This is a genomic window from Roseivirga sp. UBA838 (assembly GCF_002296035.1).
GTDB classification, from domain to species: domain Bacteria; phylum Bacteroidota; class Bacteroidia; order Cytophagales; family Cyclobacteriaceae; genus Roseivirga; species Roseivirga thermotolerans.
Genome location: NZ_DBHC01000040.1, coordinates 1 through 22,050 on the forward strand (window position 1 = coordinate 1; position 22,050 = coordinate 22,050).

20 protein-coding genes are annotated in these 22,050 nt (G+C 43.6%); 4 read left to right on the plus strand and 16 right to left on the minus strand.

The annotated features are described in order from the left end of the window. Positions 1–36: 36 nt before the first annotated feature. From rpe to B3O12_RS14120, 3 genes are read right to left on the minus strand one after another with little or no spacing between them, the layout of a single operon-like run. On the minus strand, positions 37–690 hold the full coding sequence (rpe, locus tag B3O12_RS14110) for a ribulose-phosphate 3-epimerase (protein ID WP_286756752.1): 654 nt from the start codon (positions 688–690) through the stop codon (positions 37–39). Positions 691–703: 13 nt separating this feature from the next. Next, positions 704–2,296, minus strand: a complete 1,593-nt coding sequence (locus tag B3O12_RS14115; protein ID WP_189631349.1) for a S8 family peptidase — start codon at positions 2,294–2,296, stop codon at positions 704–706. Further along, entirely contained in the window at positions 2,283–3,008 is a 726-nt protein-coding gene (locus tag B3O12_RS14120) for a hypothetical protein (protein WP_189631350.1), read from the minus strand. The genes B3O12_RS14115 and B3O12_RS14120 overlap by 14 nt, the downstream gene beginning before the upstream one ends. Before the next feature lie 225 nt (positions 3,009–3,233). Here B3O12_RS14120 and B3O12_RS14125 point away from each other — a divergent pair, with 225 nt between their 5' ends. Together B3O12_RS14125 and B3O12_RS14130 are read left to right on the plus strand one after the other, a co-directional pair. After that, positions 3,234–3,836: a phosphoribosylanthranilate isomerase gene (locus B3O12_RS14125; RefSeq protein ID WP_286756753.1), complete on the plus strand. Its 603-nt coding sequence runs from the start codon at positions 3,234–3,236 to the stop codon at positions 3,834–3,836. An 86-nt stretch (positions 3,837–3,922) separates the two neighbouring features. Continuing rightward, positions 3,923–4,423, plus strand: coding sequence for a SixA phosphatase family protein (locus B3O12_RS14130; RefSeq protein ID WP_286756754.1), 501 nt, complete (start codon positions 3,923–3,925; stop codon positions 4,421–4,423). 6 nt (positions 4,424–4,429) lie between these two features. Here B3O12_RS14130 and B3O12_RS14135 read toward each other — a convergent pair whose 3' ends face one another. Genes B3O12_RS14135 through B3O12_RS14145 form a run of 3 tightly spaced genes read right to left on the minus strand, consistent with a single transcriptional unit; the run spans position 4,430 to position 8,147 of the window. Beyond that, complete coding sequence (locus B3O12_RS14135) at positions 4,430–6,289, minus strand: tetratricopeptide repeat protein (RefSeq protein ID WP_286756755.1); 1,860 nt, start codon at positions 6,287–6,289, stop codon at positions 4,430–4,432. A 60-nt stretch (positions 6,290–6,349) separates the two neighbouring features. Beyond that, positions 6,350–7,222, minus strand: coding sequence for a lysylphosphatidylglycerol synthase transmembrane domain-containing protein (locus B3O12_RS14140; RefSeq protein WP_189631354.1), 873 nt, complete (start codon positions 7,220–7,222; stop codon positions 6,350–6,352). Continuing rightward, the gene (locus tag B3O12_RS14145) at positions 7,203–8,147 is read right to left on the minus strand and encodes a glycosyltransferase family 2 protein (protein ID WP_189631355.1); all 945 of its coding nucleotides are present in this window, start codon (positions 8,145–8,147) and stop codon (positions 7,203–7,205) included. The genes B3O12_RS14140 and B3O12_RS14145 overlap by 20 nt, the downstream gene beginning before the upstream one ends. Before the next feature lie 142 nt (positions 8,148–8,289). On the opposite strand from B3O12_RS14145, the gene B3O12_RS14150 reads away from it, so the two are divergent. Further along, the gene (locus B3O12_RS14150; RefSeq protein ID WP_286756756.1) at positions 8,290–9,861 is read left to right on the plus strand and encodes an ArnT family glycosyltransferase; all 1,572 of its coding nucleotides are present in this window, start codon (positions 8,290–8,292) and stop codon (positions 9,859–9,861) included. Positions 9,862–9,864: 3 nt separating this feature from the next. On the opposite strand, the gene B3O12_RS14155 is transcribed toward B3O12_RS14150, so the two are convergent. Genes B3O12_RS14155 through B3O12_RS14165 form a run of 3 tightly spaced genes read right to left on the minus strand, consistent with a single transcriptional unit; the run spans position 9,865 to position 12,390 of the window. After that, positions 9,865–10,506, minus strand: a complete 642-nt coding sequence (locus tag B3O12_RS14155; protein WP_286756757.1) for a phosphatase PAP2 family protein — start codon at positions 10,504–10,506, stop codon at positions 9,865–9,867. Next, positions 10,496–11,164, minus strand: a complete 669-nt coding sequence (gene trmB, locus B3O12_RS14160; RefSeq protein WP_286756758.1) for a tRNA (guanosine(46)-N7)-methyltransferase TrmB — start codon at positions 11,162–11,164, stop codon at positions 10,496–10,498. The genes B3O12_RS14155 and trmB overlap by 11 nt, the downstream gene beginning before the upstream one ends. Beyond that, entirely contained in the window at positions 11,164–12,390 is a 1,227-nt protein-coding gene (locus B3O12_RS14165) for a bifunctional folylpolyglutamate synthase/dihydrofolate synthase (RefSeq protein WP_286756759.1), read from the minus strand. Before B3O12_RS14165 ends, trmB begins: the two co-directional genes overlap by 1 nt. Before the next feature lie 115 nt (positions 12,391–12,505). On the opposite strand from B3O12_RS14165, the gene B3O12_RS14170 reads away from it, so the two are divergent. Continuing rightward, positions 12,506–13,168 carry a head GIN domain-containing protein gene (locus B3O12_RS14170; protein ID WP_286756760.1) on the plus strand — a complete coding sequence of 221 codons (663 nt, stop codon included), beginning with the start codon at positions 12,506–12,508 and terminating at the stop codon, positions 13,166–13,168. On the opposite strand, the gene B3O12_RS14175 is transcribed toward B3O12_RS14170, so the two are convergent. From B3O12_RS14175 to holA, 7 genes are all read right to left on the minus strand, one after another. Then, positions 13,165–14,166: a hypothetical protein gene (locus B3O12_RS14175; protein ID WP_286756761.1), complete on the minus strand. Its 1,002-nt coding sequence runs from the start codon at positions 14,164–14,166 to the stop codon at positions 13,165–13,167. The genes B3O12_RS14170 and B3O12_RS14175 overlap by 4 nt on opposite strands. Before the next feature lie 7 nt (positions 14,167–14,173). After that, the gene (locus B3O12_RS14180; protein WP_286748348.1) at positions 14,174–14,563 is read right to left on the minus strand and encodes an ExbD/TolR family protein; all 390 of its coding nucleotides are present in this window, start codon (positions 14,561–14,563) and stop codon (positions 14,174–14,176) included. 1 nt (position 14,564) lies between these two features. Then, entirely contained in the window at positions 14,565–15,245 is a 681-nt protein-coding gene (locus B3O12_RS14185; protein WP_373299031.1) for a MotA/TolQ/ExbB proton channel family protein, read from the minus strand. Between the two features lie 4 nt (positions 15,246–15,249). After that, the gene (locus B3O12_RS14190; protein WP_286756762.1) at positions 15,250–16,098 is read right to left on the minus strand and encodes an SPOR domain-containing protein; all 849 of its coding nucleotides are present in this window, start codon (positions 16,096–16,098) and stop codon (positions 15,250–15,252) included. 72 nt (positions 16,099–16,170) lie between these two features. Beyond that, positions 16,171–17,811, minus strand: coding sequence for a hypothetical protein (locus B3O12_RS14195; protein WP_286756763.1), 1,641 nt, complete (start codon positions 17,809–17,811; stop codon positions 16,171–16,173). After that, positions 17,804–20,890: a tetratricopeptide repeat protein gene (locus tag B3O12_RS14200; protein WP_189631366.1), complete on the minus strand. Its 3,087-nt coding sequence runs from the start codon at positions 20,888–20,890 to the stop codon at positions 17,804–17,806. Before B3O12_RS14200 ends, B3O12_RS14195 begins: the two co-directional genes overlap by 8 nt. Positions 20,891–20,961: 71 nt before the next feature. After that, the gene (holA, locus tag B3O12_RS14205; RefSeq protein ID WP_189631367.1) at positions 20,962–21,984 is read right to left on the minus strand and encodes a DNA polymerase III subunit delta; all 1,023 of its coding nucleotides are present in this window, start codon (positions 21,982–21,984) and stop codon (positions 20,962–20,964) included. Between the last annotated feature and the right edge of the window lie 66 nt (positions 21,985–22,050).

Below are 22,050 nucleotides of genomic sequence, written 5' to 3' on the forward strand. Positions count from 1 at the left end.
CGTACATCGAACTCAGGTTAAAAACAGAGTTACTTCTTACTGATTCTTCAACTCTTCAATGGTCAGCAGCGGATCTACCGATTTAAAAACGAAGCTCCCGGCCACCAGCACATCGGCTCCGGCAGCAACCAAAGGCCCGGCATTCTGTCCATTCACTCCTCCATCAATTTCAATAAGCGTTTGTGCATTGTTTTCGGCAATTATCTCTTTCAATTGCCTCACTTTTTTGTAGGTATTCTCTATAAACTTCTGTCCACCAAACCCAGGATTAACACTCATCATACACACCACATCGATGTCTCTAATAGTGTCTTCCAGCAATTGCACATTGGTGTGAGGGTTTATAGCCACACCGGCCTTACAGTCCAGACTTTTTATTTCTTCCAGCACACGGTGCAAGTGGTTGCAGGCTTCGTAATGCACGGTAATAGTGGCCGCACCGGCATCTCTAAATGCCTTCAGGTATTTCTCAGGCTGTACAATCATCAGATGTACATCCAGTGGCTTTTTCGCATATTGATTAATGGCTTCCATCACCGGAAGACCAAAGGAAATGTTCGGTACAAAGACGCCATCCATAATATCAATATGAATCCAGTCGGCCTGGCTCTCATTGAGCATTTCAATGTCGCGCTGAAGATTGGCAAAGTCTGCCGCGAGTACAGAAGGGGCAATAATGGGTGAGCTCATGCACAAATATATATCAATATTTAATGATCTTACGAGAGCTTGCTCCCCTATTGGTAATTACCCGAACAAAGTAAACACCGTTTTCCTGCAAGCTAATGGTCAACGGATTTCTGTGACCGAATGGAATGAATTCTACCTGCCTGGTAAGCTGGCCCTTGGCCGAAATTATCTCTATTTGAATACGCTCTCCATAGAAAGCTTCATCTACTTCTATTTGCAGGTCGGCCTGAGTGGGGTTTGGATAGGCGTTAAAAATTGAAGCCGATCCCTCAGTGTTTTGTTTTAGCAGTTGCACTACTCTCAAAAAATTAGGCACGCCAAAGCCAAATTGCTGGTGCGGTTCAGAGGCCCTATCTCCGGAGTTACGAATTATCTCTCGCATTTCCGCAGCAGTTTTGCCGGAATAGGCCTGCCATATACCTGCCGCAAAACCTGAGATGATGGGGCCTGAAAAAGACGTACCATTCTGTCGTAAATAGGTGCCTTCTACCGAAATGAGTAAGGTACTTTGCCCTTGAGCTACTACATCGGGCTTAAAGACATCGGGTGTATATGTACCCCGGCTACTAAAGCCTGCCAATAGCCCATCTTCATTAATGGCACCAACCGCCAGTACATAAGGACTATCGGCCGGAGCCGAAACAACGGTCCCGCTATTGCCTGCAGAAACGATTAACAGAATGCCCTTAGATGCCGCTATGTTGGCCGCGCGGGTTACCACTGTAGTGGCACCGTTCAACTGCTCGGGCCTGTAGTTCATAGATGGGTCTGAATAGCCATGGGAGTATCCCAGAGAAGTATTTACAATATCTACACCGGCACTATCGGCCTTTTCTGCTGCAAACAGCCAGTTGTACTCTTCTATTCTGTATTCTCCCGGGGCTTCGGTAGCGCACAATATATATTTTGCATTGGGGGCCGTTCCCGTATAGTATTCATCATTGGCGGCCATAAGCGAAAGTACCCTGGTTCCATGATGTCGGCCGTTATTTACACTCTCAGTATTTCTGGTAAAGTCAAAAGAATAGAGCAGTTGATTGCCCTGTGTCAAACCATTGAAGGCAGGAATCGACCCCAGGTTTTGAAAACCATCGTCAAACACCCCAATAATTATCCCCTCTCCTTTTAGGCCAAAATCATGCATCTCATCTATACCATGCATAGTAAACTGAGGCAATGAGGTCACATCTTCATTCCAAATGTTGCCGGCATTGTCCTGCACTGTAAGCGATGAGCTTTTGGAAAGTGGGGCATCCGGGCCCACATACTCTGTAGCTCTCACAAATTCAAGGTTATCTACCAGGCTCTTCTGTCCGTTGTCCATCTGAACCAGAACCCCATTCATCCATTTGGTGGTATAAAATACCTGCACCCCCATTTGCTCCAACAGAGCTGTATATACCGGACTAACCGGTAAGTCTTCTTCTGTGACAGGAATATTTTGTTTTGCCCGCCTCTGAATGGCTCTCTCCGAAAGAAACTGTTGGGGCGAACTAGTGCTGTAAGGGGTCCCGTTCTTATCCTTAAAAAAGACCATGTACCGATCTTGGGCAGCCGATTGAAGGCTTATCAAAACCAGTATGATGATGCTACTAATCTTCTTCATTGAGGGTACCATGGGCTATCAACTCTTCCCTGTATAGTCTACCGGACTCCACCTTGTTTTGACCAAGACATTCCGGGCGAGAGCATAGTTTCACCTGGTTATAGAATTTGTAAATGAGTCCAATGCTATCGCGATAAACTTCTCTGCGAATATCCCGAAAAGTGATTCCGTCATCTTGGTTGCTAATCTCTATCTCAGCCGCCTCCAGGAAGGTATTGAGGCCTACAGTGAAGGGCTTATTGAAAGTTTTGAAGCGTTGGATAACCGGCTGCCTGCTATTCATGAGGTTGCCGTCCCATCTGCGCGAAGTATCAGCAGGAAAGACCATTTTAATAAGGGGAACATTGTTTTCTACCGATATGGCCTTATCTCCCTCAATTCGGGCGGTCCATACGGAGTCTAACTCCCAGGCCTGGGCAGAAGTTGGTCGTGTATACCGTCTGATAAAGTGAGAAACCTGCCCTTTAGGGCTTTCGAATGCCTCGCCTACTTCTTCTCGCAACTGATAGCGCAGGGTATCGCTGATATCCACCGCCTGATATCGGATTTCATATACATTGTACTCACGGTATTTGCCTTGCTCCAGAAAGAAGTACGACTTCCCCAAATTAGGGTCAGTCGGAGCCTCAGGCTCTTCATCGGATCCCTGGCCACAGGCCCAAACTGTTGCCAACACAACACAGAGAAACAGAAACCAGTTTTTGAGTTTCATATAGCGAATTAAGACCTTAATTAATCGTTTAGCAAACATTTAGACCTGCTGTCTCATAATATTCTAAAATGAGAACTGGGTAATGCTCCTGATGACTAACGTAGAATTCTGATTTATATACATATCGAACGGTCTTTACCCTAAGTTTTGTCCTCATTTCCCTTCTACATTTTAGATTAAGTTTTTGGAATGACTTAGTTTTGCCCAGCTAAAAACACTTGAGTAATGGCCCTAAAGACTTTTGTTATTGTAAGCGGAATCAACAATTTAAGCGATGCCCGATATTGTGCAGGCATGTTAGTTAATCAGCTTGGATTTAACATTGAAAAGCAACACAATAACTATACTGATCCACAGTCGTTTAAAGAACTTTCAGAATGGGTCTCAGGGGTTGAATTTGTAGGCGAATTTGAATTGGAATCTTCTGCAGGTTCACTCAAAGAGCAAATCGCTGAATATGATCTTCAGGCCATTATGGTTAGCTCCGTTTCATTGATTAACGAAGCTCTTTCAACAGGAAAAAGCGTGATCTATCGAACTGATCGTCTGGCCGATGCACGGGAGGTATCGGAAAAGTGGGGTAAACAATTAGACTATATTATTCTTGAAGATGAGTCGGCCGGCACTAACGATCTGGCCCAACTGGCCACCACCTCTCCCATTGTATTGGGCAGCGGTGTATCTGTAGACACGGTAGAGGCTATTTTGGATGATGTTCAACCCAAAGGAATTGCCCTTAAGGGTGGGAACGAAATTCGCCCCGGATATAAAGAGTTCGATGAAATGGCCGATATTCTGGAAGCCCTTGAAGATGATGAGTGGGCCTGATTGCCAATATTGCTTTTTCAACCCATAGCTTTACCACTCCTCCTGTTTGCTTAACCTGCCAAAGAAATTTTGTGTAGTTTTCGGTTATGAGAAAGCTAATAATCTGCCTGATGCTGGTTTCAGGCTTTGGAGTGAGTCCCATTCTGGCACAATCTGATTTAACCACCTTTATATTCGTACGCCATGCAGAAAAGGGTGATGATGACCCCAGAGACCCTAGTTTATCGCCAGAAGGAAAAGCCAGGGCTGAACGACTGGCTGTTTTACTGAAAGACCAGCCTATTTCGGCTGTCTACTCTACTCCCTTTAAACGAACTCGCGCAACGGCTGCTCCGGTAGCACAATTGCATCAGTTACAGGTAATGGATTACGATTTCCGAAGCCCCACTTACCTGGCCGAAATGCTAAAAAAACACCAGGGCGGAACCGTATTCATAGCGGGTCATTCAAATACCACGCCCATGGTAGCAAACTTACTCCTTGGAGAGCAACGGTTTGAACAGCTCGATGAGAAGGAATATGGTAAACTTTTTATTGTGACCGTTTCTGCACTGGGCAAAGGAACTGTAACGGTTATTAATTATTGATCTCACTTAAAGCTTGCAATGTTCGCTCAGTGCTTGCTTTCCATCCTCATTCCCTAGTTCTGCAGCCTTCTTAAAATCTGTGCAGGCATCGAACTTATTGCTGATGTTTATTTTTGCAAGCCCTCTGCGATAATAGATATTGGCATCTTGTTCCAGATTGAGTGAAGACGTATAATCTTCAATAGCTCCGGTATAGTCGCCTGCCTCTTCTTTAATATAAGCCCTATAATCATAGTAGACAGCAGACTCAGGACTCATGCTAATGGCTTTATCAATATCGGCTCTAGCGGCTTTCATCAATGAAAGTTCCCAATAGGCCAAGGCTCTGGCGGCATATACCCGATGTAAAGTGCTATCGCGCCTGAGTAGGTGGTTATACTGGTCAACCGCTTTGTTGTACTCTTCGTTTACCTCATATATCTCGGCCAGATTGTAATAGTATTGATTGTTAGTGCTGTCACGCTCAATAGCTGCCTGAACAGCCTCTCCGGCCTCACTATAGCGCTCTAGCCGGTATAAGGTCACTGCTTTGTAGTTGTGATATTCCGCCAAATCTATACCTAGTTCTCCGGCTTTCACATAGTCGGCATACGCCTCTTCATATTTCCCCAGCTCGGCTCTGCCAATAGCCCGGTGATAATATGACTTACCAACAGTACTGTCTATGGCTATGGCTCTGGAATAGTACTTGTCTACCCCTTCGTAATCATCGAACCTGAACATAAGAAGCCCCATGTTCTGGTTATAATTTATGTTGAAAGAATCGGCCGCCAAAGCCTTTTCGTAGTCCGCTCTGGCTCCCTTGTAGTCGCCCAGGTAGTATTTGGCCAGCCCCAGATTATTGTAGAGGGTTGGATACTCGGTGGAATCGGCCAGTTCCATGGCCCGTCCAAAGTCGGCAATAGCTCCATAGGTATCGCCTGAATATAACTTGGCCAAACCTCTTCTGTTCAGTACAATGTTGTCGTTAGCATTAATTTCCAGCGCCTTGTTGAATTTCTTTATGGCGTCATCGTATTTCTTTTCACCCAAAAGACTCACACCTTCTTCGAACAAAACCTGAATTGGAGATGGCTCTGAAGTCTTACTCTTTTCGGCCTGTAAATGAGCCGAATAAGCCTCACGAACTTCCTGCGTCATCTCAAAAAGCGCAGCATCGATGGAGGTTTCAAAATCGTATTCCGATATATCCATTCGCATAACGCCATCCTCTTCGCTAATGGATAAATAAACTGTAGGAAGAAGAATGTTATCTATCACATCATAGTTTAGGCTCAGACTGTAGACGTCATCGTGACTTACCCCAATCATGAAGTAGGTATCTTTCTCAAAATAAAAGCTATAGGTCAGATCGCTCTCAATGTCGTTTAAATCAGAAGCTTTGGTTTTTATCATAAGCTCATATACCTCAAGCGAGTCCAGAACCGTTTCTTTAACTTCTAAGGGTTCCCAGCCGGCTAGCTCTATCAGTTCTTTTAGGTCATAGGCCTTTGTTTCATCAAAGCCCAGAGCATCCACATCTCCATCTTCTTTCTCAAAGGTGTAGCCTTTCGCAAAGGGGTCTTTGGTCCAGGAAATAGAATCGTTGGATACCTGAATCATTTTGGCCCCCATAAACTCCATTTCCATTCTTGCGTGGCTTTTCCAGTAGGTTATGGTCAGAGGTATATTTTTAATTTCTCCCACGGCCATGGTTCCTCTCATTATGAACTGCTCCATGGATTCATCCTCAATGTCCAGGGTTTTGTATTTCTCGATAGCCTTGAAATGGTTATTGATAAGCTTTTTTGTTGAAATTTCCTGAGCCAATGCTGGGTGTGTAAGGCTCAAAAAGAGCATTAGGGCTAATAATGAAAGGTTTTTCATAAGAGCTAGTAGTATTGCCCACTAATGTAAATTATGGACAATAAATTGACTAATCTTTTCCTAATCTTTTGGTTGCGAAAGCCGGAGAAAAGGTAGGCCTCCCAACGCACTGAAAAGACTAATGATAAAAAACAATGTAGCCAAAGCGGTGGCACTGGTCTGGTCTATAAGCAAATAGCCGGCACCTTTCACCATGACCAACTCACGCACCCCAATGCCTCCTGGTAAAGATATGGGCAGAGTGGCCGCTACCGAAGTGATCAGAAAGAGAGTGAGGTAGTCTATATTGGCATTTTCTACTCCAAGCGATTTGAGTATAAGAAAGGCACTAATTACCTGAAGTCCCTGAACACCAAGCGCTTGAAGGTTGGTGGTATGACTAACGGACTTAAAACGCTTAAATAATAAATGCACGAGTAAATAATAGGCTGGAAATGCAAAAATGAGCCCCAACCACAGTATAAAACTAAAGGCTCCGAGTGCCGTGGCGGTATGCCCAAAAATAGCAAGTCCGCAAGCTAAAAAACCAAGGGCAACTACACCACTCACACGGTCGAGCAAGGTTGCACCTATAAGCTGTTTCAAGGGTGTTCCATACCACTTATTGAGCAAATACACTTTGTACCCATCGCCCCCAATTCCGCCCGGTAAGAACTGATTGTAGAGCATGCCAAGTAAATAAAGTTTTAGGTTGAACCAATCGTTGAGCTTGAGCCCGAGTGCCCTAAAGAAGAAGTTGAGCCTAAAAGCGCTAAGGAATTTAGAGGCTAGAAAAGCGGCAAGTGCCAGAATGAGCCACCAGAAGTTAGCTGATAACAGCGTGGTTTTTAGTTCGTTAAGATCTATTTCCTTAACCACAAAGCGAATAGCCAATACAGCAATAATAAGCTGCCCGGCCACCTTGAGCCACCGTTTAAGCTTTTGGTTTGCCAACGAAGGTTTCTTTTAAACGATATACTTTCTTGTTTTGCGATTCGAAGTAGGTTCGCATCATAAGTTCTGCAATAATACCCACTGTAATGAATTGTATTCCGGCCAGGATCAGAATGCTTCCCAGAAGTAACAACGGTCTTCCCCAAATATCTTCACCGGTCCAGAATTTATACACCACCAGGTAAAGGTCGATTAGAAAACCGATAATAAAGGTGGCAATACCCAAACCGCCAAAAAGGTGCATTGGCCTTCTAAGATACTTCTGGAAGAAGATCATCAGAATAAGGTCGGCCATAACTCTGAAAGTCCGATTGATGCCGTATTTAGATTGTCCGTGAATTCTGGCATGGTGGCGCACATCGACTTCCGTCATCTTAGCTCCCTGAAGTTTGGCGAGTACAGGAATAAAGCGGTGAAGCTCTCCGTATAGCCCCAGATTCTTGGCAATGTCTTTTTTATATATCCTAAGGCTACAACCGTAGTCACTCAGACGCACATCGGTTGTGTTCCTGATAATCCAATTGGCAATCTTGCTGGGAAACTTACGTAAAACGAAGCCATCCTGCCTATTGGCTCGCACTCCGGCTACCACGTCCATTCCGGATTCTTCCAACTTGGCCATCATTACCGGAATATCGGCCGGATCGTTTTGCAAGTCGCCATCCATAGTCACTATGTAATCTCCCTCGGCAGCATCAATACCTGCCTGCATGGCGGTACTCTGCCCATGGTTTTTATTGAAGATTAATAGCTTGGTACGCTCATTAGCTATTTTTTTGGCATTTTCTACGGTCTTATCGGTTGAGCCGTCATCTACCAAAATCAACTCATAGTCTATTCCTTCCAACGCCTCGTATTCCTTTTCACACAACGGAATAACGTTATCTTCTTCGTTGTAGAGTGAAACAACCACCGAAAGTTTCATGTATCTGCTAGCTATTTAAGTGGGCCAAATTTTCGCAGTGCAAAGTAAATGAGTTCTGCCTCAAATACCTAATCAGGGCCTTTGTGTATCACTTCCACAAAATCCCTTTGTTTATAGCAATTTCAATTAGTTTTGTGAGCACATGAAACTAAATATCATATTTGCCTGTATCGTTGCTCTGGCCATAGCTGTGATGTACGCCAACATTGGTGGGCTGGATATATACGCTCTCGATGAAGCCAAAAATGCCGAGGCTGCCCGGCATATGTTTACCACAGGCGACTATGTGGTGCCTTATTACAACGGTGAATTAAGAACCGATAAACCGCCCCTGCATTACTACTTTATGGCAGCAGGTTATTCACTTTTCGGAGTGAATCCATTTGGAGCACGTTTCTTTTCATCCTTTTTTGGAGTGCTCACCGTAATACTCACCTTCTTATTTGTGCTCAAGCATTTTCATACCAGGGCTGCCATTTGGTCCGCTTTAGTGCTCATCACATCGCTGCACTTTAATTTGCAGTTTCACATGTCGGTTCCCGATCCTTACCTGATTTTCTTTACTACCTGGGCCTTTATATCGTTTTATGAGGCCTATAAAACGCACAATCGCTGGCAGCTTTTTTTCTTCTACTTTGCCATTGGCTGCGGCATTTTAACCAAAGGACCGATTGCCATTGCTTTGCTGGGGCTCACTGCTCTGTTTTTTCTGTTGTTCAATAAAGACTTTAAGTGGAAAACTATATGGAGATTACAACCCGTGGGCGGTTTGTTGATCTCCTTTATGGTGGCCTTTCCGTGGTATCGGGAGGTCCATCGTCAAACCAATGGCGCATGGACCGAAGAGTTTTTTCTGAAACACAACCTATCGCGCTACTCAGAGGCCATGGAAGGCCATGAGGGCATTTTCCTAATCACGTTTGCCTATGTGTTTCTCCTGGGCATGCTCACATTTACACCTTTTGTCTTTCAAAGTGTGAAGCATGCCATAAAGCAGCGTAAAGAAGAGCCGTTACTCTACGTACTTATAGCCACGCTGGTGGTAGTGGTTTTCTTTGCTTCCTCAAGCACTAAGCTTCCAAACTATACCGTTCCTGCCTACCCTGCCCTGGCCGTGATACTGGGAGTTTATCTATCCCGAATCGATGAACAATGGCTTAAAAACACATGGAATAAGGTTGGACTCCTAATGTACACCATAGTGCTTCTGGCTTTTCCGGTGGGTATATATGTCGGGCTTCAGGCAGATGATTCTCTGGGTCACCTGAGTTATCTGTCCTGGTATTTTATTCCACTCAGTCTATTGGGAGTGCTCAATGTTGTATGGCTCATTCAGAAAAGAATTTACCCTCTATTGGTGAGTAATGCTGCCGGATGGTTGATCACCATTTTACTCTTCTTCCACCTGATTTTTCCTCCGGTAGACGCTGAAAATCCGGTGAGAAAATTATTGCCGCAAATAGACGAGACCCAGATGGTTTTATCCTATCAGCGGCTAAATCCGGCTTTTGTGTTTGCTTTGGAGCGAGAAATTACACGCTTCGATAATCTGGAGGGGCTGAAAGAGCAAATGAAGCAATCACCTTCAGGATATGTCATTTCCCGCACAGAGTTTAGGGATGAGTTGGAGCAAATTGAGGGTCTGGTGTATCATTCTGAGGCAAGAGACCTATTCGAAAACCCTACTACACTTATAATGCGCTGGGGCCCATAGCCCCTACCTTCTTAAAAGACCCCGCTGGAGTTTCGGAAGTGTACTTTTAGGTGCCATGATGGCATAGGCAATTACCACCGAAAGAATACCGAATATACTCCCGAAATATACATCGCGTGCAAAGTGCTGTAGTATGTACATTCTACTTATCCCTACAAGTATGGCCGATATAAATAGAGCTATTCGTAAGGCATTAGACCGAACCACAAGCATTAAAAAAAAAGCCAGTGTAAATGCAGAGGCCGTATGTCCTGAGGGAAAGGCATCATAGCTACGCACCGTAACTCCTTCAACAAAATTCAACCGGTCTAGCTCATCTTGAAAAAACAACTTTGGCCGTGGCTCACCGGCATATAACCATTGTTTAAAAACGTGCACAAAAAGGGTCTGGAAAACTATGGCGATTAAAAGGGTGTAGAATCGGTGGTAGTGTGTAAACAGAAAATAAAGAGCCACCAGCCCCAGTAAAAAACCATCGCCCACATAGGTCCAATACTTAAAAAACGAATCGGCCAAAGGACTATGCCGATCGTTTAACCAAAGCACCAGATCGCCATGGCTGGTAGAAACCAACAATATTCCTCCCACCACAAAATAGAGGGCTGTTAACCAGTGAACGGGTTTTCCGAATAAATCAGCCTTCATTTTTAAATCTAAACTTTAAGAATTTTATCGTCTCGCCTTTCTCTAAAAACTTCCGCTCAAAATCGGTTTGAATACCGTAATGATCCGCCAGCAAAGGTGAACTATAAAGATCGTGTGTTTGGGCTACAATTTCGGTATCCTTACGTTCTTGAAGCAATTCCACCGTATAGTCAAAAAGCTGTGTGTTATCCGTTTTAAAGTTCACCAAACCGTTTTTATGGAGAATAAGCTTGTAAAGTTCCAGAAATCGCGGTGAAGTAAGCCTTCTTTTAATGTCACGCTTTTTGGGTCTCGGATCAGGAAAAGTTATCCAAAGTTCATCAACCTCTTGTGGAGCAAAGAACTGATCTAAGTGTTCTATCTGAGCCCTCAAAAATGCGGTATTGTTCAAATTTTGTTCGATAGCAATAGTGCTACCCACCCAAAGTCTATCTCCTTTAACGTCTACACCCACAAAATTTCTGTCGGGAAAATGAGCTGCCAGGCCGGTAGTATAATGGGCCTTTCCACAGGCCAGCTCAACCGTAATTGGCTGATCTTTGGAGAAGTACAACACATTCCAATTCCCCTTCAGTTCTTTATACAGTGCTTTGCTATCCTCCAGTACATTGTGCCTTTCAACATTCTGTGCAAAACGCTTCAGTTTCGATCTCCCCATTACAACTCTTCAATTTCTGCTACCACAAAGGTACTTCCTCCAATGTAAATCATATCGCCCTCCGATGCTAAACTACGGGCCTTTGCGATGGCTCTATTCACATCCTGAATGTAATACCTGGTTTGCTTCATGTACTGTGTTCTTTCTCTCAACTCTTCCAGCAAAAGAGCACGTGGTATTTGCGGTTCGCAAAATATAAGTACAGCATCTTCCGGCAGCATGTTCAGAATTGGCTTTAGATCTTTCTCCTTCACAAAGCCTAAAACCATGTATAACTGGTCAAATAATTCTCGCTGAATCTGACGTACTATATATTCAAATGCCTCCTTATTATGACCTGTATCACAGATAGTTAAAGGATGAGAACCAATTTGCTGCCATCTCCCTTTTAATCCTGTGTTAGCCTGTACATTTTGAAGCCCAAGGTGAATGGCCTCATCAGAAATTTTCCAACCAGCAGTACGCAGAATGTCCAAAGCTGTAAGTACTCCTCGCACATTTTTGGCCTGGTAGTTTCCCTTTAAATCGGAAAGCGGAATGGCATCAAATTGCACCTCTTCTGCAAAGGTTATGGGGGCATTGCGGTTATTGGCTATCTGAGTAAAAACAGGAACGGTGTCAGCTTGTTTTTCTGTAATTACTACCGGAACATTCTCTTTAATAATACCGGCCTTTTCCATTGCAATTTTGGCCAGGGTATCCCCCAACAACTCCATATGATCGAAACCAATGTTAGTGATTATGGAAAGTTCGGGTCTAATAACGTTTGTAGAGTCAAGTCTGCCTCCTAACCCAACTTCAATTACGGCCACTTCTACTTTTTTCTGAGCAAAGTACTCGAAAGCCATTACCACTGTGATTTCAAAAAAGGAGGGCTTAATTTCCTCAATTAGCTTTTTATGCTTTTTAATAAAATTAATTACGAAGTCTTGCTCGGCTTCCTTACCATTGAGTCTTATCCGCTCGGTGAAAGACTTAAGGTGGGGTGATGTATATAAGCCGGTTTTATATCCGGCCGACTGAAGCACTGAGGCCAGCATGTGAGAGGTGCTTCCTTTCCCATTTGTGCCGGCTACATGGATACTTTTAAATTTCTGTTGTGGATTTCCCAGCGCGTTGCAAAGCTTTAATGTATTGGTAAGATCTTTTTTAAAAGCAGACTGTCCCACTCTTTGGTACATGGGCAATGCCTTAAACATGTAATCAAGCGCCTCCTGATAGGTCATGGTACGAAGATACTAGGTGCATGGTATCAATTTAAGCCCAAGCCAATAAATTTCTGAACCGGATACGTGTGAAGGTGCCTTACAACGTCATCCAATTAAATGTCATAAACTCAAAATGAAAAAACAGTTAACCATCTATTTATTGCTAGTTGTGCTCATTTCGGCCCTTAGTGGTTGCGATGAGCAAAGTATTGCCGGGCGAGGGCCGGTGATTGAAATGGAGCATTCTGTAGACTCTTTCCAGGCCATATATCTACAGCTTCCGGCCAGGCTTTATGTTCGAAAAGACAATGAACATACGGTTCGCATTCGAACCAATGAAAACCTGCACGACCTAATTGAGGTAACGGTAGAGAATCAGAAACTAAAGCTGGAAACCATCGCGAACACCAATATTCGTAGAGCCGAAATGCTCCATATATACATAAGTGCGCCTCAAATTTCAGGTTTCTTTCTCAATGGGGCGGGTGATATTCTGGTGGAAGATTGCCTGGGGTCTGATGAGCTGACTTTCGAGATTAATGGTTCGGGCGATGTCTATGCTTGCGGACTTACTGAGTCATTAGTCGTCAGCATTAATGGGTCGGGCCAGTTTAACGGATTCGATTTGGAAGCCCAACGTGCTGAATTAAGGGTCTCCGGTTCGGGCGATATTGAAGTAGCCGTTACGGAATATCTGAACGCTGTGATTTCCGGTTCCGGTGACATTCTCTACAAGGGGAATCCTGAGTTAGAACAGCGAATAAGTGGCTCAGGAACCATTCGCAGAAGACCTTAATTGGTTTTGATTACAAAGGTAACCTCGCCTTTAGAAATTGGGGCGGGTGCCTTTGACATATCCGTTTGAATAAACTTGAGGTTAAGTACTTGTTTACGGTAAAAATCTACCACGGTGTTATCACTAATGGTGGTTCCCGGAATAATGGTGGCCCTCAATACTTTTCCTCTGTCGTCCACCTCAATGGAGAACTTAATGACCCCGTCTATTTGTGAGTCGTCCTTTTCTGCCGGAGGGCTTTGCCACTTCCAACCATCAAGGCTGTAGCTAACTCCTAAGTCGGCACCTCCCGGATCTGTTCCCTTGGTATTCGTTTTTCCTTTAGGATCCCCCATATTACCACGGGTGTCTGTTTGCGTACCCTGGTTGTTAGAGGCCTTTTCCTTACTATCAGTGTTAGTCTTTTTACCCCCCATTAGCGCCCTGTTATCGATGACAGGCTTGGGCTTTGGTTCTTCTTTTTTCTCCTCAACTTTTGGTTTCACCTCTTCCTTCTTGGTTTCTTCCTGCTTTGGAGGCGTTGTGGTTTCCTTTTTAGTTTCGGTTACGGGTGTAGTTTTCTCTTCAACCTTAACTTCAGACTTTTCCGGACTGGTTACTGTTTCTTTAACGGTTTGTTCTACGGGGGGAGCCTCTTTGGGATTTTCTGTTACCGGTGTAGTCTTGGGTTGCTCTTGAGGAGTTTGCTTTACTTCTGCTTTTTCGGTCTTCTGCTCTACCTGCTGCTCAGTTTCTTCTGTTTCAGAGTTATCAGTATCTGACTCAGCATCGGGAGGAGTATCATTTTCGGTTTCTTCAATTTCAGCCTTGTTGTTGCGTTCTATATCGCCACTACCTGCTTCTTGAAAACCCAAATTCAATTCTATACCATATTCAGGAAGCGGTGGATCGGGAGCCCTCCAAGCCACTAAAATCAGGAATAGTGCTATCAACGAACTATGAATAATAGCCGACACTACTATGCTAAATCGTTTGTCTTTTTTTTCCTGATCTGACATAACTCTATTATTCAGGTCGTGTTACCAACACGGTTTTTTGCTTGAGCTTTGCAGCAATGCCGGCTACTCTTGCTGTGTGTCCGGTAGGTACCGCTGCATCAATATTCAAACTTAGGGTTCCTTCCTGCCCTCCTGTTAAACGCATAAGTTCTCGTTCTAGTGTTTCAGGAGTTACCTCCTGATCGTTCAGAAAGTAACGTAAATCGGCACTAATGGTTAAACTGTTCTTCTGCATCGATATGGTTGAAGATGCTGCTGTAGGCAAATTCACCGGCAAGCCAGAGGGGGTAATAAAGGAGGCTGTGAGCATGAAGAAAATCAATAACAGAAAAACAATATCTGTCATTGAAGACATGCTAAAAGACGACTCTACTTTATGTTTTGACTTTATATCCATATTACTGGGGCTCTTGTAGCAAGTCAATAAAATCTATGGAAGTGTACTCCATGTAGTGAATGGCTTTCTGTACCTTAGAAACAAGGTAATTGTAGCCCAAATAAGCAATAATACCTACCACCAAACCAGCTGCAGTGGTCACCATGGCTTCATAAATACCTGTAGAAAGTAACTTAGGACTCACAGAACCTTCTTCTTGCGCTATGGCTATAAAGGCCTGAATCATACCGGAAACGGTACCCAAAAAACCTATCATAGGAGCAGCACCAGAAATGGTTGCCAGCAGCGAGAGGTTCTTCTCAAGCTTGTACACTTCTATTTTACCCACATTTTCTATGGAGGCTTCGATGGTTTTTAAAGGTGACCCAATTCTATGAATTCCTTTTTCAATCATTTTGGCTATGGGCGAATCGGTCTGTGCACAAAGCAACTTGGCACCGTTCACATCGCCATTTACTACCAGGTCTTTTATTTTATCCATGAACTCAAAAGGAGTTTTGGAGGCCCTGTTGAGGTTTCTTAACCGTTCAAAGAAAATGTAAATGGCCATGAACCAAAGAATGACTAGTGGTATGAGCCAAAAACCACCCTTTAACAATAATTCAAAAAAGAAAAGAACACTATCTTCTCCTCCGCCAACAGATGTAGTATCTCCAGCGGCTAGTTGTTGCAATAATATCACCATTTTAATATTTCAGTACCCAGATATTTTCTCCGAAAGTTGATACTAACTCTGTTCTCTTTTGTTCGGCTTCAGCCATAGTTGCAGACTGTGCTATTCCTACTCTATGAAATTTAAGTTGACCTGTAGGGTTGAGTAAGTAAGCACTTGTTCCTGAGGCCACTATAGCTTTGGCTTTATCTTCCGCAAGATCTTCGTCATAAAAACTTCCGACCACAACATAGAAACGGCCTTCAGGCGCTGAAATTGTGAATAGTTCTGCTTTTGGTTTTACCGGCTCTGGCTCTGGTTCAGGCTCTGGCTCGGGCTCCTGTTGTGGTGGTGTATTTTGAGGCTGTTCGGTCTTCACAGGCTCTAGCTCCACATTCTTTTTCTTAAATACCAAAAAGTAATAGGCGGCAGCAGCTATTACCAGTATTAGGATGACAATGAGGACAATAATACCGTTGTTATTTTCCTTCTTCTCCTCCTTCCCTGCTTTTGAGCTTGGCTCAGAAGAGTTTTCCTGAGGCTTGGCTTCTTTCTCATCAGTGTTGAACACAAAGGGTTCGGGTTCTTCTTTTTTGGTTTCCTCAGTTGGCTCCGGTTCTTTGGTAGGTTCTACCGACTCTTCCTCCGGCTCAATATCGGCCACAGGGTCTTCTACCAAACCGGTGGCTACCGGCTCATCAGAAGTTTCATCTACTGGCTCAAGTTCAATATCGTCTAAGCCAAAGTCATCGTCTGTAACCTCCGGTTCTTTAGGAGTTTCTTCTTTTTTGGGCTTGGGCGATGGCTTAGCACCTCGTTTCCTTCCGGTTTTTTTTGCTTTATCTTCTTCTTTAGATGAGTCGCTTTTCTTTTTTGCTGCCATTTGAATTCGGTTGAAAGATGAATTTACAAATTAGTAAAATAAAGGCTATACAAAAACGGGCAGAGAGTAAGACTAGAAAGCCACTGATAATCCACCTAAGAATTGAATACCACGCGATGGATAGTTGAGATACCTCTCGTATTCTTTGCCGAACAGGTTGTTTATCTGCAAAAATACGCCAAATCGTTCATTTATCTCATACCTTCCACCCAAATTCAGGTCAATTATATCATCGAGCTCAAAAGTCTGGGCCGTTTCCCTGTTCAAAGCCATTAGTCCTGCCAAGTAATAAAGGTCTGTGGTGACTGTGAGCTTCTTAATTGGGAAAATGGTAGTATTGAAGGCTGTTTTAAAATTGGGCTTATGCCAGGCTTCCTCTAAGCTGGCCAATGCGTAATTAAAATAATCAAAGCGAAGCGAGCTTCTCACTTTTCCTGTGTTCTCAAAATTAATGGCCGAAAATACATTGAGTCTTCGGGTGGTTCCATCTTCATAGAGAATCTCAAAACGTGTGGAATCCGATCCGTTGGTAAAAAACTGGAGGTTGTTGAGCGAGGCGTAGCTAAATCCTGAGCTAAGGGTAAATCCTTCAAAAAGCTCAAAGTCCAGACCTCCAAAATACTCACTCTTCTTTTCAGTATTTCTCAGGTCGAAATTGGCCATGAGAAACGGATTCTCATTAACTGAAGATTCTACAGAGTTAAACTCAATATCGCCATCGATTCCGGCATAAATTCTAAAACCCGAACTAAGCGCATAATCGGCTTTAATGGTTGGGTAGAAATGCAATCCCTTGTTGTAGCCATTGTCTCCGGCCAGATTGAACCCGGCTTTGAAGGTAAAGCCATTGGTTTGATAGTTGACTCTGGGCCTGAAGTTGAGGTAACTACGGTTGTCTTCCTGTAAATCCTGACGTTTGGAGAGTGTGGCCAATAAGTCGGCACTCAATCGTAGGTCGTCATTTATAATATAAAAGCCACCTACATCGAAGTTAAACTTGTTTTCACGTGCATCGAAGTTGTCTTTAAAGAAAATCCAGTCGGTTTTAAAGTGATAGTCGAAATTCTGCTCTTTGTTGGCATTCTCTATAAGCACGTTGGTAGAGAAGCGAGTAAATTTCTGCTCTATTTGACCGGCTTCATAGTTCAACACCGGATTATAACCATAAAAATGAACCTTATGATTGCTATAGTTCATAGAGCCAGACACCTTGTTTACATTGCTAAAGTACTTGGCTCCAATGGCGGCCTCAGTTCTTCCTTCCCCTGAGTTTTCATCGAATACTGGACCGTTTTTAGATGACAGGTGTCTCACGTACAGATTAAACAGATAAGACTCTTGACGCTTAGACCCCAGATAACCTTCTAAATAAGGCGTTTGATAATTGCCATAGCCTAGTTTTAAGAAGTTGCTGGTGAGCTCAGAAATGCGCTCATTACCTTGAAAATTTACGGTTCTGAAAGTCGGTTCTAAGGGGCTCAGCCTGTAACTGAAACGCTTGAAAGTATACTCTTGCTTGGTATCAGTTTCACTAACCGGCAATTGAGGTATTTTCTCGAAATTCCGTGTGGCCGGTGGCAAAGTAATTCTTCGATCTTTCCGAATAACAATCTCTGCTTCTTCCAGTTGGCTGCCCTGTCCTTGTTGAGCAACTGCAGGCAAAGCCAGGCACAAAAAGCCTGCAACCCATGTCGCTTTAATTAGCTTATTCATTGTTGCCTCCTTTCTTCACCTGAGTTGAGTCCATTCGAGTGCTATCGCCTTTTATTTCTTTCTGGCGCAAGGCTTCTTCCATCTTTTCTATTTCACTTAATTTTTTTCTGGCCTCTTCTACCACTTCAACCACTTCGGAATATTCAATGATGGAGTTTACGGTGGCCTTGGCCTGGAATAACTCATTGAGGGCAATGTAGTTATCGGCAATTAACAAAAAGGCCTTACCCAGCCATTCTTCGTGATCGGAAAAATTCTCATTAAACTCAAAAAGAGTAGTCAATGACTGTTGGTATTGCCCTTGCTGATAGAAAATTTTACCGAGTAAAAACTGGGCTTCTGCCCCATACTTATTCTTAGCAGTATTAATGGTGGAGAGAAGTTCATCGATGGCTACATTAAAGTTACCCTCAATATAGGAGGCCTTAGCCAGGTATAACTGAGCTTTATTGACCTGGTCTTGACTAATGTTGCCTTTGGTTATAATGTTTCGGGCATAGGTTCTCATCTGGTCGTATTGTCCCAAATTGAAATGGGCCTCCAAAAGCCCCGCCCACGCATCGTTTTCCTGACGCTTGGAAATGGCTATTTTCTCCAGTTTACTGTAGTAATTGGCCGCTTCGCCAAAGTCTCCGGCTTTCAATTGCAGCTCTCCTATTCTTTGGAAAACCACATCTATGTCAGTCACCTGGGCTTCGCGATCCAACTCGTAATACAATTCCAGTGCTTTATCAGTGTTGTTAAGGCGGTAGTAAGACTCGGCCCTATAAAACTTAGCCTGATGCCTTAGTGGGCTTCCTGCATAATTCTTTTCATAGTCTTCAAACGCTCCAATAGCAGCATTGTATTGCTGACCGAAATACAGGTTTTTGGCAGACTCCAGCTCTATGTTTTCAAGAGCCTGATTGTCTGGGTTTGCACTTTTGTATTTGGCCAGGTACTGATCGAACTCCAATACTTTATCGTTGAGTTTAAGGGTATTCTGCAAGCCCAAAAGTGCGGAGTTGGCCACTCTACTGGTAACGTACTTATCCAATATGGTTTTATAGTCTTCCTCTGCCTTTTCCAATTCATTTAGGTTGAAGTATGCCAAAGCCCTGCTTTCATAGGCATAGGGAATAAAGGGGCTTTGCTCCAACCGATCGATTATGCGACTGAATCCTTGAATGGAAGCCCTATACTCCCTGTTTTCCAGTTGAATTTGCGCCTTCTTATAAATGGCGTCATCGTAGTATCTGGAACGGCTATACCTGTTGATCACTACATCAAGAGCTTCTATGGCCTCATCGCTCTTATCCTGAAAATCTTTAACCACTCCTTTTTGGAAATAGGCATAGTCAATGTTCGGGTTGTTGGTATCTATGGCTTTCTGGTAGTACGATATGGCCGTGGCATAAGCCTTATCTACGTAGTAGCAATCGGCCAACCTTAAAAGTGCATCATCATAGTTCAATTTGCTTTGTGCACCTTCCAGGGCATCTACATAGCGCTTAAAATAGATACGGGCATTGGGGTAGTCGCGCGTATTGTAATAGGCATACGCAATACCATAGTTGGCCTTTAAGTAATATTCAGAGTCTCGGTTACGGGTTCTGAATACTTGCTGGTAAGCGTCTATGGCATTGGTATAGTTTCGAGCAGTGGCCAGAGCTTCTGCCTTCCAAAATAGAGCAGCAGTTTCCAAATCACTATCTATTCGGTAAGTCAAAGACTTATCGAATAATTGCACTGCATTGGTGTAGTTGGCACTGTTGAAGTACTCTGTTCCTTTATAAAAAGTCACTTTCTGGTATGCGGCCTGAATTCTAGGGCTCTTGTTCTTAATGCGTTCAATAAAGGTTATGGCCCGGGTAAAATCGCTTGTATTCAGAAAAGCCTCAGACAAAAGGTTGTTGGCTTCAGGAATGTATTGTGAGGTAGGATATTGATTGATGAATCGGTCAAGAGAGGTAATAGCCTGAGAATAATTTTTCGATTCGAAATTGACTTTGGCTACATTAAAGGCCGATTCTTCCTGAATTTCCTTATTGAAAGGCAGTTTGCTGGCTTTGTCGAACGCAGAAGTGGCAAATACATAGTTGCTCTGTTCTACGTAAAGCTGCCCCAGATAATATGAGGCGTATTGCGCAAGAGTGTCTTCTTTTAAAGCCACCCGCTTAAAGTCTTCAATGGCCGGTTCGGCATTACCCACAGCAAAGTTGGCATAGGCTATACGATAGAGTGTTTCATTACTAATGCTTTGAGCTGCCAGCTTGCGGTATAAGCCATAAAATTCCAAAGCTTCATCATAGCGGGCTTCAGCAAATGCCGACTCTCCTGCCAACTGATACAGTTGATAGAGGTAATCCATTCGCTTGCGCTCCTCGTCTACATTTTTAAACTTACCCACATAGGCCAGTACTTCTCCGTATCGCTTTTGCTTAAAGTATGAGCTGGTGATCATAATCGGTACGCGATACTTATACTTTTCACTTTCTTCAGCCTTACGAAGGTCTACAATGGCCTTATCGTATTCCGCATCGGCATAAGCCAGAAAGCCCGAATAGTAGTTCGCATCGGCTTGAAAATCTCCGTTTTCGCGCTTGGCCAAATCGAAGTATTCTATGGATTCTTCTTTTCGGTTGAGGCTAAAGGCTGAATAGGCAATTTTAAAATAAGTCTCTGCTCTCTCCTGATCGTTGAGTGCATTCAGATTGGCCAGTTTGAGATATTTATTAGCGGTTTGGTAATCTTTTACCTTAAAAGCATTTACCCCCAAATTGTAGTAGGCTTTGGAAGCTTTCGGGTGGCTGGGCCGTTTCTTCACAAACTCAGAAATAAGCTGCGGCCCATCTGCATTGTTCAGGTTTAGGGCACAAAGGGCGACATAGTACTCTGCATCGGCCTTTTTAATTTCATCAGATCCTACCAATAAATACCTTTCGAACTGCTCACGGGCAGCACTGTACTTTTCCTTATCCAGCAACTCCAGTCCAAACCGATAGTATTTGTTGTCGCTGTTTTGGTGTAAAGTACTTTGAGCTTTTAATGACCCGAGCGTTACAAGGCTGATGGTAACAAGCGTTAGTACGTTCCTCATCAATTTGTATTTGCTCACTTTATTCCTAAACTCTTTTGTTGGTTGAATATTGTTGCGCTCCATAGAACAATTCAATGCATAAGTTTGAACACCAATTCTCTTAAAATCTCCTCTTCGGGCATAGAGCCGGAGTCTACTCCTTTAGACCTAAGGTCTGCCTCTCTCAGGTGCGAAATACATTGCATTACTTTCTGAAGAGGATACCTGTTGGCCGCTACTTTATACTCCTTTACCACAAAAGGAGGAAGCCCCATGGCACGTGCAAGGCCACTGTCCGATTTATCTTTGGCACTATGAAGCAGCAATAGCTTGGTATAATAGCTGTATAACACGGCTATCATTGGAATAATGGAATTAGCCCTGATATTGGCTGAAAAATAATTCACTATGCGGTTGGCCTTAAGCACATCGCCAGTAGAGATAGCTTTTTGGAGCTCAAACACATTGTAGTCTTTATTGATACCCACATACTTTTGAATGTGGGCCGGAGTTATTTCCTCTCCCGGCTTTAAATTAATGGCAATTTTGTTGACTTCGTTGCTAAGACGCTCCAGATTATTGCCCAGGTATTCGGCCAGCATTTGCACCGACTGATAACCAATATTGAAACCCTTTTCTTTGGCAAAGCCCTCAATCCACTTAGGCACCTCATAGTCTCGCAACTTGGTAGTGGTGAGCAGCAAAGCCTTTTTAGAAAGAGCCTTTGCCAGAGGTTTTCGCCCATCCACTTTTTTGTGTTTATGAGCAAACACAAGGACGGTACTCGGCACAGGGTTATCGAGATAATTTATGAGCAGGCTCTGCCCTTCCTCTTTGTTAATATCCTGAATATCCTTGGCTTCTTTAACAATCACCACCTGTCGTTCGGCCATCATAGGAAAACGCCTTGCCGCTGTAAGCACCTGGCTCATAGCCACATCTTTTCCATACATAATGGTTTGATTGAAGCCTTTTTCGGCTTCGGCCAAACAATGGTCTTCGATGTAATCAGATATCTGATCGATATAGTAGGGTTCTTCCCCCTGTAAAAAATAAACCGGAGCATATTTTCCGGCTTTCAAATCGCTTAAAATCTGGTCGGGAGTCACTGCCATGATCAGAAGTCAAATATACAACCTCCATTCTATTTTCAAGGGAAATCGAACCAAGACTTTTATGAG